17 protein-coding genes and 1 other RNA gene are annotated in these 20,971 nt (G+C 59.7%); 11 read left to right on the plus strand and 7 right to left on the minus strand.

What is annotated here, in order from left to right:
- Window positions 1-94 precede the first annotated feature (94 nt).
- The 3 genes from SH292x_RS23125 to SH292x_RS23135 all read right to left on the minus strand — a co-directional run bounded on the left by SH292x_RS23125 (window position 95) and on the right by SH292x_RS23135 (window position 2,481).
- Window positions 95-880: a 5'-methylthioadenosine/S-adenosylhomocysteine nucleosidase family protein gene (locus SH292x_RS23125; protein ID WP_442483391.1), complete on the minus strand. Its 786-nt coding sequence runs from the start codon at window positions 878-880 to the stop codon at window positions 95-97.
- Window positions 881-1,403: 523 nt separating this feature from the next.
- The gene (locus SH292x_RS23130) at window positions 1,404-1,778 is read right to left on the minus strand and encodes a hypothetical protein (protein ID WP_442483392.1); all 375 of its coding nucleotides are present in this window, start codon (window positions 1,776-1,778) and stop codon (window positions 1,404-1,406) included.
- A 28-nt stretch (window positions 1,779-1,806) separates the two neighbouring features.
- Window positions 1,807-2,481: a division plane positioning ATPase MipZ gene (locus tag SH292x_RS23135; RefSeq protein ID WP_442483393.1), complete on the minus strand. Its 675-nt coding sequence runs from the start codon at window positions 2,479-2,481 to the stop codon at window positions 1,807-1,809.
- A 549-nt stretch (window positions 2,482-3,030) separates the two neighbouring features.
- Between SH292x_RS23135 and SH292x_RS23140 the strand changes: the two genes are divergently transcribed.
- The 5 genes from SH292x_RS23140 (at window position 3,031) to SH292x_RS23160 (ending at window position 8,090) form a co-directional block, all read left to right on the plus strand.
- Window positions 3,031-4,449: a replication initiator protein A gene (locus SH292x_RS23140; protein WP_442483394.1), complete on the plus strand. Its 1,419-nt coding sequence runs from the start codon at window positions 3,031-3,033 to the stop codon at window positions 4,447-4,449.
- Window positions 4,450-4,626: 177 nt separating this feature from the next.
- Window positions 4,627-5,007 carry a hypothetical protein gene (locus SH292x_RS23145; protein WP_442483395.1) on the plus strand — a complete coding sequence of 127 codons (381 nt, stop codon included), beginning with the start codon at window positions 4,627-4,629 and terminating at the stop codon, window positions 5,005-5,007.
- A 206-nt stretch (window positions 5,008-5,213) separates the two neighbouring features.
- Window positions 5,214-6,062 carry a helix-turn-helix domain-containing protein gene (locus SH292x_RS23150; RefSeq protein WP_442483396.1) on the plus strand — a complete coding sequence of 283 codons (849 nt, stop codon included), beginning with the start codon at window positions 5,214-5,216 and terminating at the stop codon, window positions 6,060-6,062.
- 319 nt (window positions 6,063-6,381) lie between these two features.
- Window positions 6,382-6,705 carry a helix-turn-helix transcriptional regulator gene (locus SH292x_RS23155; protein ID WP_442483397.1) on the plus strand — a complete coding sequence of 108 codons (324 nt, stop codon included), beginning with the start codon at window positions 6,382-6,384 and terminating at the stop codon, window positions 6,703-6,705.
- Window positions 6,706-6,734: 29 nt separating this feature from the next.
- Window positions 6,735-8,090: a tyrosine-type recombinase/integrase gene (locus tag SH292x_RS23160; protein WP_442483398.1), complete on the plus strand. Its 1,356-nt coding sequence runs from the start codon at window positions 6,735-6,737 to the stop codon at window positions 8,088-8,090.
- On the opposite strand, the gene ssrA is transcribed toward SH292x_RS23160, so the two are convergent.
- Window positions 8,054-8,418, minus strand: a transfer-messenger RNA (tmRNA) gene (ssrA, locus tag SH292x_RS23165). The genes SH292x_RS23160 and ssrA overlap by 37 nt on opposite strands.
- A gap of 140 nt (window positions 8,419-8,558) precedes the next feature.
- Window positions 8,559-9,383, minus strand: a complete 825-nt coding sequence (locus SH292x_RS23170) for a PEP-CTERM sorting domain-containing protein (protein ID WP_442483399.1) — start codon at window positions 9,381-9,383, stop codon at window positions 8,559-8,561.
- 355 nt (window positions 9,384-9,738) lie between these two features.
- Between SH292x_RS23170 and SH292x_RS23175 the strand changes: the two genes are divergently transcribed.
- From SH292x_RS23175 to SH292x_RS23195, 5 genes are all read left to right on the plus strand, one after another.
- Entirely contained in the window at window positions 9,739-10,452 is a 714-nt protein-coding gene (locus SH292x_RS23175) for a GntR family transcriptional regulator (protein WP_442483400.1), read from the plus strand.
- An 8-nt stretch (window positions 10,453-10,460) separates the two neighbouring features.
- Window positions 10,461-13,118 carry a DUF1592 domain-containing protein gene (locus SH292x_RS23180; RefSeq protein ID WP_442483401.1) on the plus strand — a complete coding sequence of 886 codons (2,658 nt, stop codon included), beginning with the start codon at window positions 10,461-10,463 and terminating at the stop codon, window positions 13,116-13,118.
- Window positions 13,115-14,416, plus strand: coding sequence for a DUF1552 domain-containing protein (locus SH292x_RS23185; RefSeq protein WP_442483402.1), 1,302 nt, complete (start codon window positions 13,115-13,117; stop codon window positions 14,414-14,416). Before SH292x_RS23180 ends, SH292x_RS23185 begins: the two co-directional genes overlap by 4 nt.
- Window positions 14,417-14,647: 231 nt before the next feature.
- Entirely contained in the window at window positions 14,648-15,331 is a 684-nt protein-coding gene (locus SH292x_RS23190) for a DUF6677 family protein (protein WP_442483403.1), read from the plus strand.
- Between the two features lie 22 nt (window positions 15,332-15,353).
- Window positions 15,354-15,572: a hypothetical protein gene (locus SH292x_RS23195; protein ID WP_442483404.1), complete on the plus strand. Its 219-nt coding sequence runs from the start codon at window positions 15,354-15,356 to the stop codon at window positions 15,570-15,572.
- A gap of 131 nt (window positions 15,573-15,703) precedes the next feature.
- Here SH292x_RS23195 and SH292x_RS23200 read toward each other — a convergent pair whose 3' ends face one another.
- Window positions 15,704-16,750, minus strand: a complete 1,047-nt coding sequence (locus SH292x_RS23200) for an ROK family protein (protein WP_442483405.1) — start codon at window positions 16,748-16,750, stop codon at window positions 15,704-15,706.
- A 126-nt stretch (window positions 16,751-16,876) separates the two neighbouring features.
- Between SH292x_RS23200 and SH292x_RS23205 the strand changes: the two genes are divergently transcribed.
- Window positions 16,877-17,674, plus strand: a complete 798-nt coding sequence (locus SH292x_RS23205) for a prolyl oligopeptidase family serine peptidase (RefSeq protein WP_442483406.1) — start codon at window positions 16,877-16,879, stop codon at window positions 17,672-17,674.
- A gap of 41 nt (window positions 17,675-17,715) precedes the next feature.
- Here SH292x_RS23205 and SH292x_RS23210 read toward each other — a convergent pair whose 3' ends face one another.
- A complete protein-coding gene (locus tag SH292x_RS23210) occupies window positions 17,716-20,898 on the minus strand; it encodes a hypothetical protein (protein WP_442483407.1) in 3,183 nt (1,060 codons plus the stop codon).
- Window positions 20,899-20,971 lie beyond the last annotated feature (73 nt).

Below are 20,971 nucleotides of genomic sequence, written 5' to 3' on the forward strand. Positions count from 1 at the left end.
TGATAGGCAGACGCGTGTTGCCGCGCCGCGGCCTGGAGGTGCGATCTCCCTCCAGCAGGTTGTAAGATATGAGGCCCCGGCTCATTCCCTGCACTCAGAACCGGGGCGGAAAAGGGTTTGTCGTAGTTGGGGGTCCTGTTGACGTTAGAGCTCCTGGCACCTTAGAGAGGATCTCTAACCCAAATGCAGCTGCATGTGATGCGGCCAATTCTTGTGAGCCAGCGAGGTCGGCTTGCTCCTTTCCATCAATCTGGTCCGAAATACCTCTTATGATAAGTGCTTGGACGTCTTCATTCGCATCGCAGGCCAACAGGCAACCCAAGCCTTCCATCTCAACCGCGACCGCGTCACTATACTGTGCGCGAATGAACTTATGGGTCGGAGAGCGAGTCGACGATATGACCTGCTCTCCAGCCGCAATTGGTTTGACCAGCACTTTAACTTTGCAATCGACCCCATTGCCCTCAAGACGCTGCTTCCAGTCAGACTTCCTCGCTTCGACGTCTGCTCGCTTTTCAAGGCTGTATGAAGCCTTACCAAATTCCGGCCGTGGCAAGAACTTCTTATCGGCCTTACCGAATTCATACCCGTATACCTTCGTGGCCGCGACCACATCGCCGAGGTCCAAGTCTTTGATAGCTCCGGCAACTCCAACAAAGAGAACAATATTTGGTGCAAACGAGGCAATAGCCCTCTCTGTCTCCATCGCTGCCCTGGGGTTACCTGCACCCGTCTGAGCGATCAAAACTTCCCAACCTTCGAACTCACCAATCTCATAGATTGTCCCCTTCGGATGGATTACCTCCTGGAGGTTGCGAATGTGAGCTCGCACGGCTAAATACTCAACCGGAAGTGCCGTTAGAATGGCCGCTCGTTTCATGAATTTGTTCGTCGATCGGGTAGTTTGGCAGGAGATGTGGTCGGTTTCTCAGAAGCCGGCAGTGTACCATCTTGGCCGTCCGTAGTCGTGTACTCCGCCGATTCTTCCATCGTAAGCGGCTTTGCCTGAAGGGTCGCGCGACCCGTTAAGTGGATTCATACCTAACCTCTCAATATGAGGCCGAGAGTTTGCCGCGACTGACAGCGTTTACATTTTGCGCCCTAGCCCCTAGCGCCTTCGCCAAGCTGGCGGCCGAAAATAGTCCGGCCCTGCGATGGTGAATTCTGCTCGGCAATCAAATTCCTAGCATTTATCATGGTGGGGCACTGGCTGACAGCAGGACGCATCGGAATACCATGGTGGTTCATTCACACCTCCATCGCACAGCTTGAAAACGGATGGCCTTTTGAACCCCGCCTCGATGGACAACGTGGAAGTTGGATCTGTTGATAGCTCATCACGCCCAACTCGAAGTACGTCGCCAAATGGACCTGTTGGGCGTGAAGCAACAAGACACGCGTCACTACTGTTTGGCCAGCCAGCCCACTAGTGCCGCCTCGACAATCTCCTGGATGCTGTCTGGCTTGGCATGCTGAATTTGTTGCTCCAGGCACCTGCGTCGCAGCATCTGGACGAGCCGATGAGGCAGCCGAGTTGTTAAGGGAACCAGCACCTCATCGAGAATGTCTCGGTCGGTCGGATGAGAGGCTTCTTTTCCCTGCCGCCGCCGACGGCTAGTGGACGACTGCTGCGGCCCATCGCTCTCCGACAGAATGCTGTTCGTGTTCTTCAAGCTTACGTCGATAGCTTTCTCCACAGGCTTCGGCCTCTGGCCACGCGGGTCGCCAGTCGTCTCCGACGCACCGCCGTTGATAAACGCCATCGCCTCTGGGTTCATTGAGAATGCGTCTCCGAGTGTTCTCCGTTCAGCCATGCAGTTCTTTGCCTCCTGTAGTTTGCGAATATTTCTCCAGATGATCCCCCAGCAACTCGTTGAACAAGGCGTTTAGCTCGTCCGCCGCGCGAGACGCCTTGTGGCGAAGTCTCGTCACGACCGTCCCTTGCTGCGGGGCATCACAAAAGATTTCTAAACTGCGTATGACATTATGTGCGACCTTGAGACCTAGCTTGGGAGCTTCATCCCGTAGCTGAGTACTGATGCGGCCGCGAGTCTTCATCTTGTTCAGAACCAGCCGACCCTCGGGAAGTCCATTACGGATGGTCTGGGCGTAGCGGAGAACATCCGTCGCTGTCAGAACGGAGCGGACATCGAGGATGGAGGGTGAAATCGGAAAAATCGCCAAGTCGCTGAGGATTAGCAAGGTGCGACTTAGATCTTCCAGCCCCCCCGGTGCATCGCCAATGACAAAATCGTGGCTTCTGAGCAGTTCTTGGGCGCTTACAGCACACTCCTCGGCGGTGTTTGCGGTTCGAACCGTGACTTGCGGCTCGACTTCGCACATCCAGACGGATGACGAACGCTGTTTGTCGGCGTCAAGTAATGCGGTTTTAAAGCCACGGTCGTACAGCCACGCCGCGCAGTGAACAGCCAGCGTCGACTTGCCAACGCCCCCTTTTGAATTTGCAAACACAATCATCATGCTTCGACACTGGCATGACTGCCGGTAGGTTGGCAAGCATGTTTTTTTACCGGCCGTTCGGCCGAGTTTACAGCAGGCATATAGACTTGGCGTACGACAACCTGGCGAGTTTTCCAGCAAAGCCCGCAGCATGCCAACCAGCCCGCCGGACATCCATCCGTATTAGTGGAATGTCGGCAAGCAAGCAAGCCAAGCACACAGTATCGGCCTGAAGACAACCGTCGAAGAAAAATGACTTGCAGTGTGGTGCCGTCTCGCGCTACGCTCCACTTCAAGCCGCTTAAAGTAAGCGGCTTGTGAAAGGCGTACCCGATACGTCACTGGGGCGAGAAAATGGTGTGCGTCACTGCGGCGAGGATTTGCTGACGACGATACGGAAGTGAGGCGAGGACGTATACGGGATTGGAGCGAGGAATCGACGTCATCTCGGCGAGAAAACTGCCGGACCGTACGTCAGTAGGGCGAGATTTATCGGAGCAAGGCTGCGTTTTGACTCGCGAATTCGCCCCATAACATCTTTGTTTAATCTCATAAGAGAACAACAACAGGGTGTTGTTTCTTTTTTACAAAGGAATTGTGAAACAAAGAGCAGCTCTAAGGAAAGAAAAACATGTACCGCTCGCGGAGTTCGTGCGAGGAACCGACGAAAACAATTTGGCAGAGTTTCCGCTGGCCTTGCTATCGGATATCGTGCCAGCGAACCAGCGAACGCTGGAATTTGAGGACACGGTTAAGGATTGGAAGACGGGGCAGCAGGTGACCCGTCGGGTCTGCGTCACTGGCAGCGACTTGTACGGTTTGCCAACAGCCAAGGACGACCAAGTTCTTGCGGCACTTTTACAGCTGACCGGCATTGCCAATAATTTTACGAATCCGGAGGTGACGTTCACAAAGCATCAGATTATACAGCTACTGGGTTGGGACAACTCCGGCTGGGCCTATGAACGGATTGAGGAATCTTTGCACCGCTGGAAAGGTGTTTCGGTTCACTACTGGAATGCGTGGCGGGACCATGCACGGGGCAGTTGGACAGACACGGAGGCCGTTGGAATAATCGAGTATTTCAAGCTCACCGACGGCCGTCGCCATCAAGCATCGCGCGGACCATCCACTCAGTCCAGCTTTATTTGGAACCGCCAGCTGTTTAAGTCGTTTCAGTCCGGCTATCTGAAGCCGCTCGACTTTGGCTTCTATCGTTCCCTGAAACGCCCAGCCGCTCAACGTGCCTATCGCTTTTTGGACAAACGATTCTTCCACGAGCCCGAATGGGAATTCGATTTAAGGACGTTCGCATGCGAGAAACTTGGCTTCAGTCGCAATTACGACACAGGTCAATTGAAGGCCCGTCTGACGCCAGCCATGGAAGAACTGGAGCGAGCCGGATACATCAAGCCAGTCTCCTATCGAAAAGTGCGACCCAAGATTTGGACAATCTCCGTCGCGCGGCAGATCCCTGAGCAAAGGAGTCTTCCGACGACGCAGTCCGAGCCCGCGTCGCTACTCCACAGCCTAGTGGACCGAGGCGTTTCCAAGTCGACGGCCGCAGCACTCATCAGAGAATTCTCCGCGCCGCGAATTGAAGAGAAGATCGGTGTTTTCGACTGGCTTACCAGTCGTCGCGACAAGCGAATCTCCGCCAACGCTCCGGGTTTCTTGGTCACCGCGATACGGAAGGACTACGCCGCGCCGAAGGACTATCGGAAGTCAAAGCAGCAGAAGCCGCCACCGCGAGCAGCAACGGTTACGATGGACGAAGCTGTCACCAAGGTGGAATGGGATGCCTGTGTCGAGGAGTATCTTGCCCCGCTCACCATGCGGCAACGCATCGAACTGGAAGCCGCCGCGGTCGCGGCAGCCGATCCACACACAGCGGAAGGCTATCGTCGCTCTTTGGATTCTGGGGGACCCTCCTTCGTTGCCTACCAGCGGATGGTCATTTCCAGGTATGTTCGCGGTTTGAAAAGCTAAGGGCATGGTTATGACGGCCGTAGCCCTATCTGTCGTCCCGATCAGGAAGCGTTCACTTCTACCACCGGCAATTTCCCAGTAAACTCGGCGACTTCATTGTGTGGTGACCGAACCGTCTACTCGGCACTAGTTATATCCATCGCTCGCTTCACGATTCTCCGTATTCGAGACCATGCCATGTCGACCAATTGGACTAACCGAGCAAGACAAATCTGCGAAGTTCACTCTCAGGAAGACTTTTGTTCGCGTTGGGGCGTCGAAGAGCTGGTAGGCGAGAACGCTGCTTACGTCTTTAACAATGCACCGCACCGCGGCAAACTTACGGCGCGTGATGCACAACGCGACCATGTCCGTGAGCTGCTTGGGCGAGCGGGATTCGAAGAACTGGCGTACGGTGAGTTTCCAGATCGAGGTGCGGACGAGGGCTATAGTTGGGTCCTCATCTTCAAGACCATCGACCAGGTGGACGTTGATCGGATCCACGATCTATGTCAAGAGGTTTTTGGAAGCGAGATCGGATGGGATGACTCGCAAGACGGAATCGACGTGGGGGGGTAGCCTGCTTGGTGCATACATATGGACAGGGAAGTAACTCCACCGCTCAATTGCTAAGCGTGCCCCTTCCCAGCGTAGAGTACTTGGAGGTCTGCTCGCCCGTCGAGGTCTCGGCGACCAAAACTGTCGACGGGCCGGGCCGCGTGCTAGAATCGAGAGGCCCACGCCGAATCGAAGCACTGCGGTACGCTAGACATTAGAGCTGATTTATGCCTCAAAAACTCAAGCAGCCAACTTCGAATGTAGGCATCCCCCGTGAGCATGCGGCTGCAATCCGTAGCCGCGCGAAGCAATTGGTTTCCCGGGTAGCAGAAGGGGACGCCGAAGCTCAGCGTGACCTGTATCAGATAGTTCTCCAGCTCAACTCCATAGCAAGCCATGTGCGTCGGACGTCGGGCGTCTCGATGTCGGGATGGAAGCGATTCGAGCGAGACGTTCGGTCCCTCGTCCATACCAAGCCTTCTGTGGTCGTGCCAAGCGAAGTCTTGGCTAGTGCCTGTGTTGTCTTGGCTGGAAATGAGTGGTCCAGTATGGACCCGGCGGAAGGGAAGGCTAGCCGACAGGCCGAACTCCTTCACCTCATTCGCATCCCAGACGCAGGTGACGTCGACGAAGCCACAGGCGTTGCCGCCAAAGTTGCTCGGCGTAAAAAAAAGGGGCATACTAATGCCAATGTGGATAAACGTATATCACCTGAGAGGGCGCTACTCGCAAAATCGGTCGAAGAATTGGTGGCTCGGCTAGAGGCCAATCCCGCTGACCGCCATTGGCTATTGGAAGCGATGCCGTTTCAGTGTCGAGCCATTGCATCGGCATTCAATGAAGATGCCAAGTATCAAAGCATGTTGAATAAGCAGACTGCCGCACAAATTGGTAGACGGCTTCGCCTGCTCCGCAATGAAAAGCAGTTGACCCAGCAAGAATTGGCTACACTCGCCGGAACGTTTAGCCAGAATGTCAGTGAGCACGAGCGGGGAATACGCACGCCCCAGGTGGATACAATCAAGGCTTACGCGGCCGCTTTGGGGATTCCGCCAGAGAAGTTGCTTTCTCCGTAGCAGCCACGCATCCTCTGCTGTGTCCCCACTCCCGCTCCCAAGTCAACTGCTTCTCTGACAAGCCAGCTTCTTGCTATACCACCTTAAAGATAGGGCCGCCGAGGATTGCTAGAGCCTGTGGATAGCCCTTTACGTAAAAAATCCACTTGACCTTACAGTGCGCACTGATATCCTAAAGGTAATTCAGTGCGCACTGAATGGCGCCGCGTACCAAGCTGACGCCTAGCGCGGGAGTCCTCTGCCGCTAACCAAGCTTAGACCTAAACCTTGGCGTGGCTCCGGTATCAATCAAAGCAACCATTCTCGTGAGAGAACTTTCATGGCAGCCAAAATATCTCAATACGGCTTGCGGTATACAGCGGCGAACAAGGAAGGTGTCGGAAGCCAGCCTGACAAGCTTGGCAACACGAACCACCCTGGTGACGGCGGGATCACCTATGACAGCCAAGAGTTTCAGCCGATGCTACTGACTATTGAGGAAGCGTCGCAGCTTCTCCGCATTTCGGTTCGCAAGATTCAACGCATGAAAAGCTTGGGCCGATTCCCAAAGGAGATTCGCATCGGCGGCAGCGTCCGGTGGCGACGTCACGATGTGGAGCAATGGATAGCGGACGGATGCCCGAAGCTCGATAATCGCCAATAGCTTCTTTCCTTGTCATTGGAATCACTGTCATGGCATCCGTCTTTCAGCTTGGCGCCGATAAAGGTAAGCGGGACGCTCCCTGGTGGATCGAGTACATTGACGAGTTCGGCAAACGTCGACGGAAGAAGGGGTATAGCCGCAAGCGAGAAACGGACGAGTTGGCGGCAGATATTGAACGCGAGGTTCGCCAGAAGAAGCTTGGCTTGATTGACCCCCACCAGCAAGCTTTGCGAAACCATCGGTCGACGCAAATCGAAGCCCATCTCGCCGATTATGAAAATTACTTGGACGGCGGCTCGCGGACGGTTAAACACAAGACGCTCACCATGAGCCGGATTCGTGACATTGTCGCCGGAACTGGCATCCAGTCTCTAGACGACCTTCAGTCGGAAAAAATTGACGCGTACCTTCGTAAACTTCGTAAGATTCGCAAGAAGCCTCCTGCACTTCGGACGCTCAACCATTACGTCCAGGCCGTTCAGGGGTGGTGTCGCTGGCTTGTCAAGAATGGACGGCTATCCGTCAGTCCCGTTGAGGGTCTAACCACGTACAACGCTAAAACTGATATCCGTCACAAGCGTCGTGCACTCACAATTGACGAAGTAACTAAACTTGTGGCTTCGGCTCGTAGTAGCAGCGAAGTGGTCCAGGGAACGGGACCGGAACTTCGAGCACGGCTCTACACGTTGGCGTTTCTCACGGGACTGCGACGCCAGGAGCTCGCCAGCCTCACCCCCAGCAGTTTCGACTTGAAGTCCACTCCGCCGCAGCTGACAGTTGCTGCTGCTTTCTCTAAGCATCGCAAAGAGGACGAGCTTGCTTTGCACCCCGAACTTATTCGCTCGATTCCGAGCTGGCTCCGTGGTCTGAACCAAAAGGCCCCATTGTTTCCGAAGCTGGCTCACCGGAAAACGTGGCTGATGGTTAAGAAGGACCTTGAGCGCGTGGGCATCCCATACAAGACATCAGCCGGTTACGCGGATTTTCACTCTCTACGTCACACCTACGTTAGCATGCTACTGGGCAATGGAGTATCGCTAACGCAAACACAAAAGCTAGCCCGCCACGACGACGTACGCATGACGATTGGCTACAACAATCACACCGACCTTATTGCCCAAGCGGATGCACTCAAGTCCCTACCATGGACCCCTCCTTCCGAGTCATTCAGTCAGCAAATAGTCAGCACTTCTGCGCAACCGACATCAGATGACGTGTCGCGACATGGCACTGCCTGTCGCAGAACCGAGGAAGAAGTCGATTTTGAATCGCCCGAGAATTCTAGCGTTTTTGTCACTTCGTGGCATAACGAGACAGGGGATGGCGACGATAGTCACCATCCCCTGTTATGTGGAGGCGGCGGGAATCGAACCCGCGTCCCGTAATATCTCCACGTAAGCTTCTACGTGTGTGTCCAGCGAGTTTTGATTTCGCTCACAGGACGCCTCGCTGGCAGGGCTGCCTGGGAACTAGCCAAGAACATTTTTTAACCGCGGACGTGCTCAGCAGTGACCCGCGGCGGTCCGGAGGGGGTTATACGTTCGATCAGCGGCTTCCGGCGAGCTACTGGCAAACGGGACACCTAAATCTAGGCAGCCAAAGCGTAGTTACCTTCGGCAATTGAAGGTTTTAATCGGCTTTTTACGTGGGCCACCGATCAACCACGACACGCCACTTACGCTTCGCCTATCCGGTCGAACCCTGTTCGCCCCCGATGTGGACAAAGCCAATCCGCGAGCTTACTTCGCGGACCCCCTATTATAGACCACGCGCGGGGGTGGGAAAAGGTTCAGCGGGACGCAGATCGCCTGCGCCCCGCTGAAAATCGGGGAAAATCTCACGCTAGCAGCCGGCTACTTTCGCAGCCGATGGACCAACAGGCCGGCGAAAGCGAAGCCGACCAAGGCTACGGTCGATGGCTCGGGAACCGGGGTGGGTAGGAAGCCTAGCACGTCGCCAGAGACACCGAAGATCGCGGTGGCGGTGTTGACGTTCGTCGGCCCGCCACGGCCGAAGCCGATGGCGATCACGGCCTTCGTGAGGTCGAGGTCGATGCTGGTCTGGTAGAGATCAGGATTCGACTCCGCGGCACCCGTGTTCTCCAGGCCATTGGACGTGAGATTGATACGACCAAGTCCCTGCCTCGCGGGGCGGTACGCATTGCCACCGCCGGAGGTTCCAATAAAGTTTCCGAACCAGTCGAAAGCCCCGTAGTCGGTGAGCTTGTAGGTGCCATCGTGATAGAACACCACCATGGCCCCCAGACCACCACCGTTGGTCGAGACGGCCAGCACGTGAAGCGTGTCGATGAACGCGGGCGCAACCAGGGTCAATTCTCCGCTCGTCGAGGTCGGCGTCAGCAACAGCGCGTTGTCGCTAGCGAAGTCGGCGATGTCGAACGGGACGGAGGTTATATCGGCGGTGAAGGCACCACCCGCGGGGATGCCTTTGGTGCTTCCGGTGAGGCCGGTTTCGAAGAAGGCATATTCATTGAAGATGTCCAGCGCGTCGGCGTAGGGTGCAAACGGGGAAATGGCGGTCGCTTCGACGACCAGGTCGGCGTTGAAGCCACTCACTTCAAGCGGCATCAAAGCGGCACGGGTGGTGCTCGTCGTGAGCAATGACGCTATCGCAGCGGCGATCGCCAGATAGACAGAGACGTGCGAGAATCTACTCATTAGTGCTTGCTCCAAAGAAGAACCTGGCAACCTTGAAAGGTTGCGCAACGATCGCCTGCGAACACAGTACGGCCAAATCGTCGAGGGCCCCCAGCGGGACGCGATACAAGCCTCGCGTCCCGTGAACCCATCCAGCGGGATGGGTGGGTTTCTCCTCCCCCACAAGCTCCCTCACTATGACTTGCGGCGGTGGAGAAGGAAATAGATTTCACCCTATTTTTACCGATAAAAGCCGAGATTTTCAGACGGTTTTTTGCCGCATTTTTGCGGGATTCTACGTAACCTATTTTGGTGGTTCTGGAGTCTCCATGGTCAGTTTCTTGACGGTCGACCGTCGACGATGTACCCTGGCTTCATGCCAGCCACAAAAGCCACCGCCGCTCCACCTCGCCCCGCCCTGCGGAAAGTGAAGAAGCAGCTCGTCGTCGACAACGTCGAAACGCAACTCCGCGATGCCATCCTCTCGGGAGCGATTCCTACCGGGCACACACTCGCCGAGGCGCAGCTCGCCACGCAGCTGGGCGTTAGCCGAGCGTCGGTGCGGCAGGCGAAGTTCAAGCTGAGCCAAGAAGGTTTGCTGGACTTCGATTCGCGAGGCACGGCGTCGGTTCGCGCGTTTACCGACGACGACGTCCGCGAGCTCATCGAGTTTCGGCAAGTGCTCGACGTCGCGGCCATCCGCTTGGCGAGTCAGCGCATGACCGACGAAGTGGAGGCACGGCTCAGCAAGATCATCGAACAAACGCTGCGGGCGAAGAAGTTGCTGCAGCTTTCGCAACTGGACCTCGCCTTTCACGAAGAAATCGTCAGGGCGGCGAACAACTCGCGACTGCTTGCGGCTTGGGAGCAGCTTCGCCCGCAGCTGCTTCTTTGGCTAGCAGGCAGGCATCGAGTGCACAACTCGACTACCGCGCGAACCCAAACGCAAACCGTCCGCTCGCATGGCGAACTCCTCGCAGCACTACGCGACGGAGACGCCGAGCGGTGCGAAGCACTGGCCCGGGCGCACGCCGCGGGGCTGTGGTCGAACTTGCTCGCCGAGAGCGATTCTGAATCCTCGCCCGAGTGAGGCCTTCGATGAAGTCGTTTCCCTCCAATTGTTTGATCGCCATCGCGCTGCTCGCGCCGGGCACCGTGTTCGCTGCGCAGGGGGCGGAGGTCGACTTCGCGAGCGACATTCGTCCGCTGCTGGAGACCTATTGCTTCGATTGCCACGCCGGCTCGTCTGGCGAGGCGAACGTCGACTACGAAAAGTTTGGCTCGCTCGCAGATATTCGGGCGAATCCCTCGGTCTGGCGAGCCACGGCGAGGATGCTCAAGGAGCGGCAGATGCCGCCGCAGGATGCCGAGCAACCGACCGAGGCCGAGCAGAAGCTGCTGGAGAGCTGGCTGTTCAGCTTTCTTCGCAAGGAAGCCGAGGCGACGGCGGGCGACCCGGGTCCTTTGGTGCTTCGGCGGCTGAACAACGAAGAGTACAACTACACGATTCGCGACCTCACCGGCGTCGACTCTCTCGATCCCACCGAGGAGTTCCCGGTCGACGGGGCGGGTGGCGAGGGCTTCATCAACACGGGGGCCGGGCAGTCGATGTCACCCGCGATGGTCGAGAAGTACCTCGGCGCCGCGAAGCACGTGGCGGCCCACGCCGTGCTGCTACCAACGGGCATCGAGTTCTCGGCGAGCAAGTCGCCGCTCGAGTGGCGGGACGAACGCGTCCAGGCGATTCGCGACTTCTACCATCGTTTCACGGTGACCAAAGAAATCGGCGCGAGTGTCGATGGCGCGGGCCAAGTGGCGAGCACGGGCGGGGCGATTGAGCGGGCTCCCTACCTGCGAGCCCTGCGTTCGGAGCGCGATCGATTGCTTGCCGGTGACACAACCATCGAGCGGGTCGCCCGCGAACACCAGCTTCATGCCAAGTACCTAGGCAAGCTTTGGACGCTGCTCACCACCGACTCGAACGAGTCGCCATGGATGACCTCGGTTCGCGAAGCGTGGAGCGCCCACGGCCCCGAGCACGCCGAGGAGCTGGCGGACGAGATCGAGCAATTGTCGCTCAAGCTTTGGAAGTTCAACCCGATTGGTCAGTTCACCGAGGGTTTGGCTCAGAAGCCCTGGATGGAACCGGTGTCACCCGTGGCGGAGCAGGCTGAGTTTCGCGAAGTATTTGCTCCCGCGGTGTGCTACTCGCTGATCATTCCGGTGGACGAAGTGGTCACGCTGGTGCTGTTCTACCGCGAGGACGAACTGCTCAAACGGCTAATGCTCGACGAATCGCAATCGCGCGAGCTCGACCAGCTTTGGGACAACCTGCTATATGTCGCCGAGGAGCCGATTGCGCTCGGCGAGGCACTTGAGCAGATGATTGAGTTCGGGTCGCAGGAAAGCGAGGCTGCCGCGAACTTTTACCGAGGGCTTCGCGAGCCGGTGAAAGCGCGGGCCGACGCGTTCCGCGAGCAGCAGCTTCGTGCCGAGCCAGTGCACGTCGACGCGGTGATTCGTTTGGCGGATCGGGCGTGGCGGCGACCGCTGGCCGAGGGCGAGCAGCAATCGATTCGCGACTTCTACGCACGCCTGCGTGAGAGCAAGGTCGATCACGACGAGGCGATCCGTTTGACCCTCGCACGCGTGCTGACCTCGCCCGCGTTTTTGTATCGCTTCGAGCGTCCGGCTGCTGGCGAAGGCGTGGCCCCGGTAGGGAGTGGCGAGTTGGCTTCGCGGCTGAGCTACTTCCTGTGGTCGTCTATGCCGGACGAGCGATTGCGCGAGCTGGCCGACTCAGGCCGTTTGATGGAGAACGAGGTGGTGCTCGCCGAGACCCATCGGATGCTGGAGGACGATCGGGTGCGGCGGCTGGCGATTCAGTTTGCTTGCCAGTGGCTGCACGTTCGCGACTTCGACGAGAACAACGACAAGAACGAGCGGGTGTTCCCCGAATTCGCCGAGCTGCGCGACGACATGTACGAAGAGACGGTGTTGTTCTTCGACGACATGTTCCGCCACAACGGATCGGTGCTCGACATTCTTGAAGCCGATCACACGTTCGTGAACGGCACGCTCGCTCGGCATTACGGCATAGCGGACGTCGATGGCGACGAGTGGCGACGGGTCGATGGCATGACCCAGCGGGGTCGCGGCGGTGTGCTTGGCATGGCGTCGTTCCTGGCGAGCCAGTCGGGGGCTTCGCGAACCAGCCCCATTCTCCGCGGCAACTGGGTGTACGAGACGCTGCTGGGCGAGCGATTGCCTCGCCCGCCGGCCGACGTGCCGCTGCTGCCCGACGATCTGCCCGAGGGTTTGACGGCCCGGCAGCTTATCGAGTTGCATAGTTCGGACGCGTCGTGCGCGAAGTGCCACGTGAAGATCGACGGCTTCGGCTTCGCCCTCGAGCGGTTCGACGCCATCGGGCGAACGGTCGACGACTCCGGGCTCGACCTTCGCGGGACGCTCGAAGATGGCACGGTGATGGAAGGCATGGAGGGCCTACGCCAGTACCTCACTACCACGCGGCGGGACGACGTTGTCAGGCAGTTTTGCCGGAAACTGTTAGGATTTGCGCTCGCACGCGAGACGCAACTGTCGGACGAGTTGCTACTCGACCAGATGCAGGAAGCTTTGAAAGCAAACGACTATCGGGTTCATGTCGCGATCGAAGCAATTGTGACAAGCCCACAGTTTCGCAACATTCGCAGCGAAGGCACGGCAACTTTTGCCGCTGAGGAATCCGTACCATGAAACGAGTACTAACGCGTCGTGTCCTACTTCGTGGTCTGGGCGCGAGTCTCGCGCTGCCCTGGATGGAGTCGCTGCGTGTTTGGGGCCAGTCGGTGCCGGCGGGCGCGTCGCTTCCGGGTGCTCCCACGCGGATGGCGATCCTGTTCGCGGGCTGCGGCTTCCATTCGCGCGAGTGGTGGGCGAAAGGGCAGGGGGCCGACATGGAGCTCGGCAAGGTGCTCCAGCCTTTGAACGATCTTCGCGACCAAATGGTGTTCGTACGCGGCCTGTACAACGCCGAGGCCCTCAAGGGAAACATCCACAGCTCGCAGACGGGCAACCTACTCTCCGGGGCACCGCTCGCCTCGGGTGGCACCATTCGTTCGGGCACGAGCGTCGACCAAGTCGCTGCGCAGCACGTGGGGCAAGCGACGAAGCTCCCGAGCTTGGTGCTAGGTTGCGAGAAGGCCAACCCGTCGATTCACAAGAACTACTCGATGCTCTACAGCTCGCACATCTCGTGGAGCAGCCCGACGACGCCCACCCCGCTAGAAGTGTATCCTGCGCTGGCGTTCGATCAGCTTTTTGGCAGCAAGGGACGAGAGACCGACCGCAGCGTGCTGGACGCGGTGCTCGAAGACTCGAACGATCTGCGGCGGACCATCAGCGGGCACGACCAGCGAACGCTCGACGAGTACCTCAACTCCGTACGCGAAGTGGAGAAGCGGATCTCGCAAGCTGGCAAGCGGGGCGAGCTGCAAGGCTGGAGGCCCACGCTCACGGGGCCCAACATCCCACGCCCCGCCGATGGCATTCCGCAGGACATCGTCGAGCACATGCGGCTGATGTGCGACATTCTGGTTCTGGCGTTCCAGACCGATTCGACGCGCGTCACCACGCTGAAGCTGAACAACGACCACGGGGCACTGCGGTTCCCGCACCTGGGGGTCGACTACATGATTCACCACCTGCTATCACACACCGACAGCGACGACTGGCTGAAGGTCAACCAGTTCTTCCTCGAACAGGTGGCCTACATCGCTCGGCGGATGCAGGGGATCCAGGAGGGCGAGCGGACGCTGCTCGATAACTCGATGGTCCTGCTGTGCTCCAGCATGCTCACCGGCAACCACGACGCGTCGAGCCTGCCCGTCGTGCTGCTGGGTGGCGGAGGTGGCAAGATTCGTGGTGGCCAGAACCTCGACTACTCCGACCAGCCCGACCGCCAGATGTGCCGGCTGTACCTCAGCATGCTGGGTAAGATGGGCATCGAGCGGACCGAGTTTGGCGACGCCACGCAGCCGCTGGCCGAAGTGTAGAGTCCGGCGAAATCGCACTTGCGCCAAACGAGCCGTGGCGTTCGCGCTCACGGATCTCCGAACTCAGTAAAACACTCACCATCGACGGTCCGGGGTCGGGGACGACCCGGCTCACACGGGCTTTTGGGGCGATCTGGCCAAAAATGCACCCGTGGGGCACAATAAGGGGTCCCTCGCGGACGAACTACTGTCTGCGGCTCCCTTGCCCCCACCCGCTTTTCGACTCGACGCATGGCCGATAGCACGACCAACCCCGACGCCAGCGCTTCGCTGGAGCAATACGACGTCGAGCTCCGCGATCCCCGCTTCGCGGCGTTCCTGGGGTGGCTGGTTCCGGGCCTGGGGCATCTGTACCAGGGACGGACCGCCAAGGGGCTGCTGTTCATGGTCACCATCCTCAGCACCTTCGCCTACGGCATGTACCTGGGCGATGGGCGGGTGGTTTACGCGTCGACTACGCGGCTACCAATCCCCCGCGGATTCAACGGCCAAGCGTTCCGCGATCTGATGGAAGAACAATCCCGTTGGCACTACCTGTGCCAGGTGCCGGTGGGCCTCGCGGCGATTCCGGCGTACATCCAAACCTGGCGAGTCGAGAGTGGCAAGCCGCCGATCAACTGGTTTGGCGACCGTTTCCAGCGCCCACCGCTAACGCCCGATCAAGCTCGCGAGTTCTTTCCGGATCTATCGTCGGACGAGCGCAATAAGCGTTTCTTCCAAACTCAGGACCACGCCGGCGAGACGGTCTTCCACGCTACAGAGCGTGAGAAGTGGAACCACGATCTCAACTACATGTTTGAGCTCGGCACTGTGTACACGATGATCGCGGGCCTCTTGAACGTGCTGGCGATCTGCGATGCCCGCTGGGGACCATTCGCCCCCGTGACCGCCAAGCCACCCGAACCCGCCACGTAGCCCTCGCCGGACCCGACCAACCATGCTCGCCCAACTGCTGATGCTGCTCCCCCTGGCCGCCATGACCGAGCGGCTGTGGTACGCGCTGCCACTGGTGGTGAGCGTGAGCCTGGTCTATTCGGCGACGCGTCACGAGCAGGTGGGTGCGATCCTGAACAACGCGTGGCGAAACGCGCTGTGGATCCTGTTCTTCATGTTCCTCGCGGCGATGGTGGTGCAGATCACCACCTGGACGCTGTAGCGAACTAGCTCTGGGAGGGCTCTCTGAGCCCGATGCTCGAACCCATTGTGGGAGGGCTCTCCGAGCCCGATATTCGGCGTTGGAGACGCCTCCCACAAGAAAGCACCCGCCTCCCACACGAACAACCCTGATTAATACGCGCTCGCGAGGGCCCCGATCACCGGTGCCGCATCCCCGCACACCGAGAACTCGAAGTGGTCGAGGTTGCGGAAACCATCGAGCGCGTAAGTGCGATACGCGGCTTCGGCGTGCATGCGGTAGCGATCGCGGACCTCGGCCGACAGATCGCACACGCCGCCACCAATGACGATCTGGTCGTAGTCGCCCAGGTAATTGATGTCCAATAGGGCGATGCCGAGCGCACGGGCTTGGTCGTCGAACAGTTCGAGCGCCAGGGGGTCGCCGGCGGCCGCGAGTTCGCGTAACCGCTTGGCCTTATCGCGTACCGTCCCGGGCTGCTTGTTGAGCGGATGCTCGTGCCACTCTTCGAGCTCCAGGCGATAGCCAAGCTGATGGGTGAGTGCCGTGAGCGAGACGGCCGACTCGACGGTGCAGAGCGAATTGCCGACCATCAGTTGGCGATCGTGCTCGTAGCGAAACGCGTACGGCGGCAGATGCAAGTGACCGGCGTGGCCGGCGCGGCCTTCGAGTCCACGCACCACCTGGCCATCGCGAACCTCGCCACCGCCAAGCCCCGTGCCGACGATCACCATGAACAGCGACCGGAGCTTCTTGTCGGGCGACCACTCGCCACGCATCGCGTCGTACTTCAGCAGTCCGCTACGCACCGAGTACTCGCCGAGCGCCGCGGCCTGGCCATCGCCGATGTAACGCACCGGAATGCTGAGCGAACGCGATGCGAGACCTTCCTCGAGCGCCAGGCGGATGTTGAAGCGATCCCAGTACTCGGCCTTCAGGTTGGGCGTTTTGAGCAGCACGCCATCGAGCGTCGCCGGACCGGGGGTCGCGATGCACGTCGACTGGATGTCGGCGCCGGTGCCACCGAGTTGCTCGACGCCGCCGAGGATGGCCTCGACCACGGCCTCGACCAACGGACCGGGTCCGGCGGCCGAGTTGGTATCAAATTGCTCGGAGACCATCACGATCTTGCGGTGAGCGTCGCCAATCGCCACGGTGCTGGTGGTTCCGCCAACGTCAACGCCGATGAAGTAGGACACGGTGTTACTCTTCTTGAAACTGCATGGTGGGAATTCAGGTATAACAGTTTGCGGCAGCGGCCGCTGGGTGTCCAGACGAGTCGCTCGCAACCGTGGCGGCTTATATCAACTTCTGGGAGATGGAACATGGCGATTTCGCGTCGGGCTCTCGTAATGACCCTGGTAATTGCAACGATTCCTGCAGTGCTGGCAGCGGGCGAGGGTCTCACCCCTAAGCCGGGCGAGCAGATCGAAACCAGCGTGGCAATCGAGACCTCCGACGCCACGCCTAAGAATGTCGATGTTCCGCTGATGCTCTACACGCCCAAGGATTACAAAGCCGACAGCGACGCGGTGCCACTGGTGATTTTCCTGCATGGGCTAGGCGAAAGCGGTGCCGGGGGTGACGAGCTGAAGCGAGTCGCCAAGCATGGCCCACCCAAGCAGGCCGCCGAGGGGAAGCATTTTCCATTCGTACTAGTGTCCCCCCAGTGCCCAAAGCCTGGCAGCTTTGGCCAAGTGGGCGGGGCATGGCGTCCCGAAGTGCTCCTGCCACTCGTCGACCAGATTGAGGAGGAACTGAACGTCGACGCCGACCGCATCTACCTCACCGGCCTAAGCATGGGTGGGTTTGGTAGCTGGCGAGTTGTCGCCGCTGCCCCTGATCGCTTCGCTGCAGTAGTGCCAATCTGCGGCGGCGGGAATCCTTCGAGCATCGCCAGCGAAATCGCAGCCACACCCATCTGGGCGTTCCATGGCGAAGCCGATAATGTCGTGCCCGTCGCCGGTAGCCGCACAATGGTCGACGCCGTGAACAAGGCAGGTGGCAACGCTCGACTTACCATTTATCCCGAAGTCGGTCACGACTCGTGGACCCAGACGTACGACAACCCGATGTTCTACGACTGGTTGCTGGGACTGAAGCGCGGCGGGGCTAGCGAATAAATGGGTGCCGCTGTTGGCCCCGCCAGCAGTGCCGTCCATAGCTAACGAATAGGCCCTACGCGTGGCGTTGTCGCAGCCGGTGTTGCGTTTCGCGGTGCGAACTGCTGGATGTCGACTGGGCGCTGGATGTCGTTGAGCTTCACGATGCCGGTTGTTTTCCAGTAGGCGATCGAGCGGGCAGGGGTCTCCGAGTAGCGACCCGTGGCTGGATCGCGCGTGCGAATCACGGCATCCTGCTGCCCGTCCCCTTCGAGCATGAACATGTCCTTCGCCTGACTGTAGCTGGCCGTGACGGCTTGAGCTTGGAACGTGCCGTTCTTTTCTGAACGGCCTTCGATCTCGACGTTGTCGATCGCACGAATCTCAAGCGGGCCCATCTTGGTTTTCGATCCCGCCGGAGGACGGCCGAGCGGGTCTTCGTTCACTTCGAGCGTCTCGCACGCCAGCGTCACCGTGTCGACCGGCAATCGATCGGGGGCGTGCAGTGGTAGCTCTTGCTGCCAGTCGGCCACGGGGCCGTACACGCTTCGCACGCGCTGGTGGAATCGCACCACGCGTTGGTTGACGTTTCCCGACAAGCCTTTCTCGAAGTCAACACGCAGGAAGCGAAGCTCGGGCTTGCTCGGCGGCTTGGGGGCGTTGGGGGTTTGGGTCGCCGCGCCGCCCAGTTCCTCGAACCCGAATGACGAATCCGACCACCGCACCGAACGCAGCACGCCGGGGCCCGAGCCTTGAATGTTGCCGGTGACGCGATCGTACGCGATCGACTTGAGCTGGAAGTTCTCGTGCGAAGTCTGGCCGGTCTCGTCTCGACCCACGTAGTCGCCCACGACGTTGCCTTCGAGCGACACTTGGGAGACGTCGATCTTCGTCTTCGCGGCGTCGCGGTCCACCGACAGCGGACGGTTGAGCAGCGCGATCGCACGGTCGCCCTGTGCCCAGCCATGCTGGCTCTCGATGAGCACCCGACCGCTCGCCACGACACGTGTGCCGGCCGCGTCGAGACCCGTTTGCCAGGTGAGCGACACAGGAGTGGTGGTGCCAGCCGGTTGGCCGAAGGCTTCGCCGGTGACGTCCATCGTGGCCATGCCCGGGCCATTGATCCAGAACTTGCCGAGCTTTTGGTCGGCGTTGATGCGTTCGGCGGCGAGCGTCATGCCGCGGGCGTTGATGGTCGCGGTGCCGGGACCGCCAAGCTGTGGATCGCGGCGTCCGATGACGGTGATCTTCGCCGATTCCTGAAGATCGCGGACCAGCAGTTGGTTGCCGCGGACCTCCATCGGCTCTTCACCCGGCTTGGCACCCCGCACTTCACGGAGCACCACCGAGCCATCGCAGGACACGGCGGTCGGTTCCGCCGACTTGCCACTGAGTGCGAGATCGAGATGAATCTGATTGGCGGCCAAGTCGTACTGCGAGCCGGTTTGTTCGTTGCTCGAAGGATCAAGACTTAGCGCGCCGTTGCCAGTGCCAGCCGCAGCAGCATCGTTCGTCGGCGCGGTGTCGCTCACCAGACCAGCACCCGGTTGCGGCGCGGGCTCCCAAGGTTGGAATGCTCCTTCGAGCTGATGCGTCCGGCCGGTGAGTTTGGGCGAAGCGAACGCCACGCTACCCGAAGCCAAGAGCCGCTGCGGAATGATCGCCAGCTTGTCCTCGCCCTTCGCCACTTCGAGCGCGGGGCCGTCGGGACCATCGGCGGGGACCTCCACGAGTTCGACTTCCATCCGCTCGGCAGCGATGCGTCCGAGTCGGTGGGCGTCGATCACGGGCTGACCGCTCAGGACCAGAATCGGCTGGCCGTTGCGACGAGTGAGCTGCACGGGAAACGGCGTGCTCGCGGCCTTCTTCCACGCCACGTCGACAATGCGATCGGTACGCTCGCTGTCGGGCACCGCACGCAGCCATCCCGGCCCGGCGATCGACAACTCGCCCACCGCTTGCGGCGATTTCTCCGGTGGCATTTGGTACTCGATGAACGGGGCATGAATCTCGCTCGCCCCGTAACACAGCACCACCTCTTCCATCTGATCGAGTCGGATACGCCGGGCGTAGAGGTTGATGTGAATGCGTCCCGCGCGAGCCGAGGCGTTCTGCATCGGCGCGTAGGCCTTCACCGGTTGTCCAGTCGCCGTAATTCCGATGGGCTTGAACTTACCAAGCGCCTTGCTCTGCCGGCGGGCGATGTCGGGATCGTCGTTCGCGATCGGAATGCCCTTCTCGTCGACAGGCGAGAACTGAATCGCTAGTTCGTTGGCGTCGAGGCTATCAAACTGACCGTTCAGCCGCTGGCGTCGCACCTCGACTTGCTGCTCGAACGACGCGACGTACTGCACCAGGTCGAAATAGAACGCACCCTGGCACTTCACAACCACCGGGGTCTCGAACTGAGGCTGAGGCATCTCGGCCGTGGCGAGGTGAATCACTCGCTGCTGCCCCTGCTGATCGACACGCACCATGCGGTCCTGGGGCTTCTCTTCGCCAAACAGGTCGACGCCATTCGGTTCCATTTCTAGATGGACGTTCTCGCGGATGGAGAGCGACTCGACCCCATTGATGCTCGGACCTCGCTTGATGTGATTGTCGCGACTCAAACGGATTCGCAACCCACGCCCGCCCCCTTTGTTAGCCCCAAGGCGAGCCTGCACTTCCGCCTCCGACTGGATGAGGTGATCGTTCATCGATAGGTCGCGAGTGACGATTAACAGGTCGTCGTCGGTGCCGGGGAGCTTCATGTCGCTGCGGATGACGATTTCGCCCGGAAAGCGGCCTTCGACAATTCGGCCGGCCTTGCCACGCGTCGGCTGGAAGTCTTCGTCGAACTGCAAATGCGCGCCGCCGGGGGCTTCGAGAATCACCGTCTCGCGAGGCGAGGGTTCACCGAACTCCCATTCGTCCGGCAGAATCAGCACGGCACACTGGTCGAGGTCGACGCTGCCATCGTCATGCCGGCGATAGTCCTTGAGCACCAGCATGAGCTTGTCGAGCCGAATCACCTTGGGCGGCGACACCAGCGCCCAATGCCCCTCAGGAAAGTAAGCCGCCAGCAATGCTTGATAGCGCCCAATCGCATCGTAGCTGACATCACGCGTCTCTTTGTCGATCGTTTTCACCGACCGCTCGACCGCCGGCGGTTCGACCACCCTGGCCACCGTGAGCACGTACACCTGGTACACCACGACGAGCGTGGCGAGCGTGATAGCGCTGCGGGTGATGCGTGCAAGCATGGAGTACAGTACGTGGGGCTAAGGTATCCGGCGAGCGGCCGCCGTAAGGCGTCTGTTGATATTCGTTCGAGTG

The sequence above is a fragment of the Aeoliella fuhlenseeensis genome (assembly GCF_052161615.1).
Classification (GTDB): domain Bacteria; phylum Planctomycetota; class Planctomycetia; order Pirellulales; family Lacipirellulaceae; genus Aeoliella.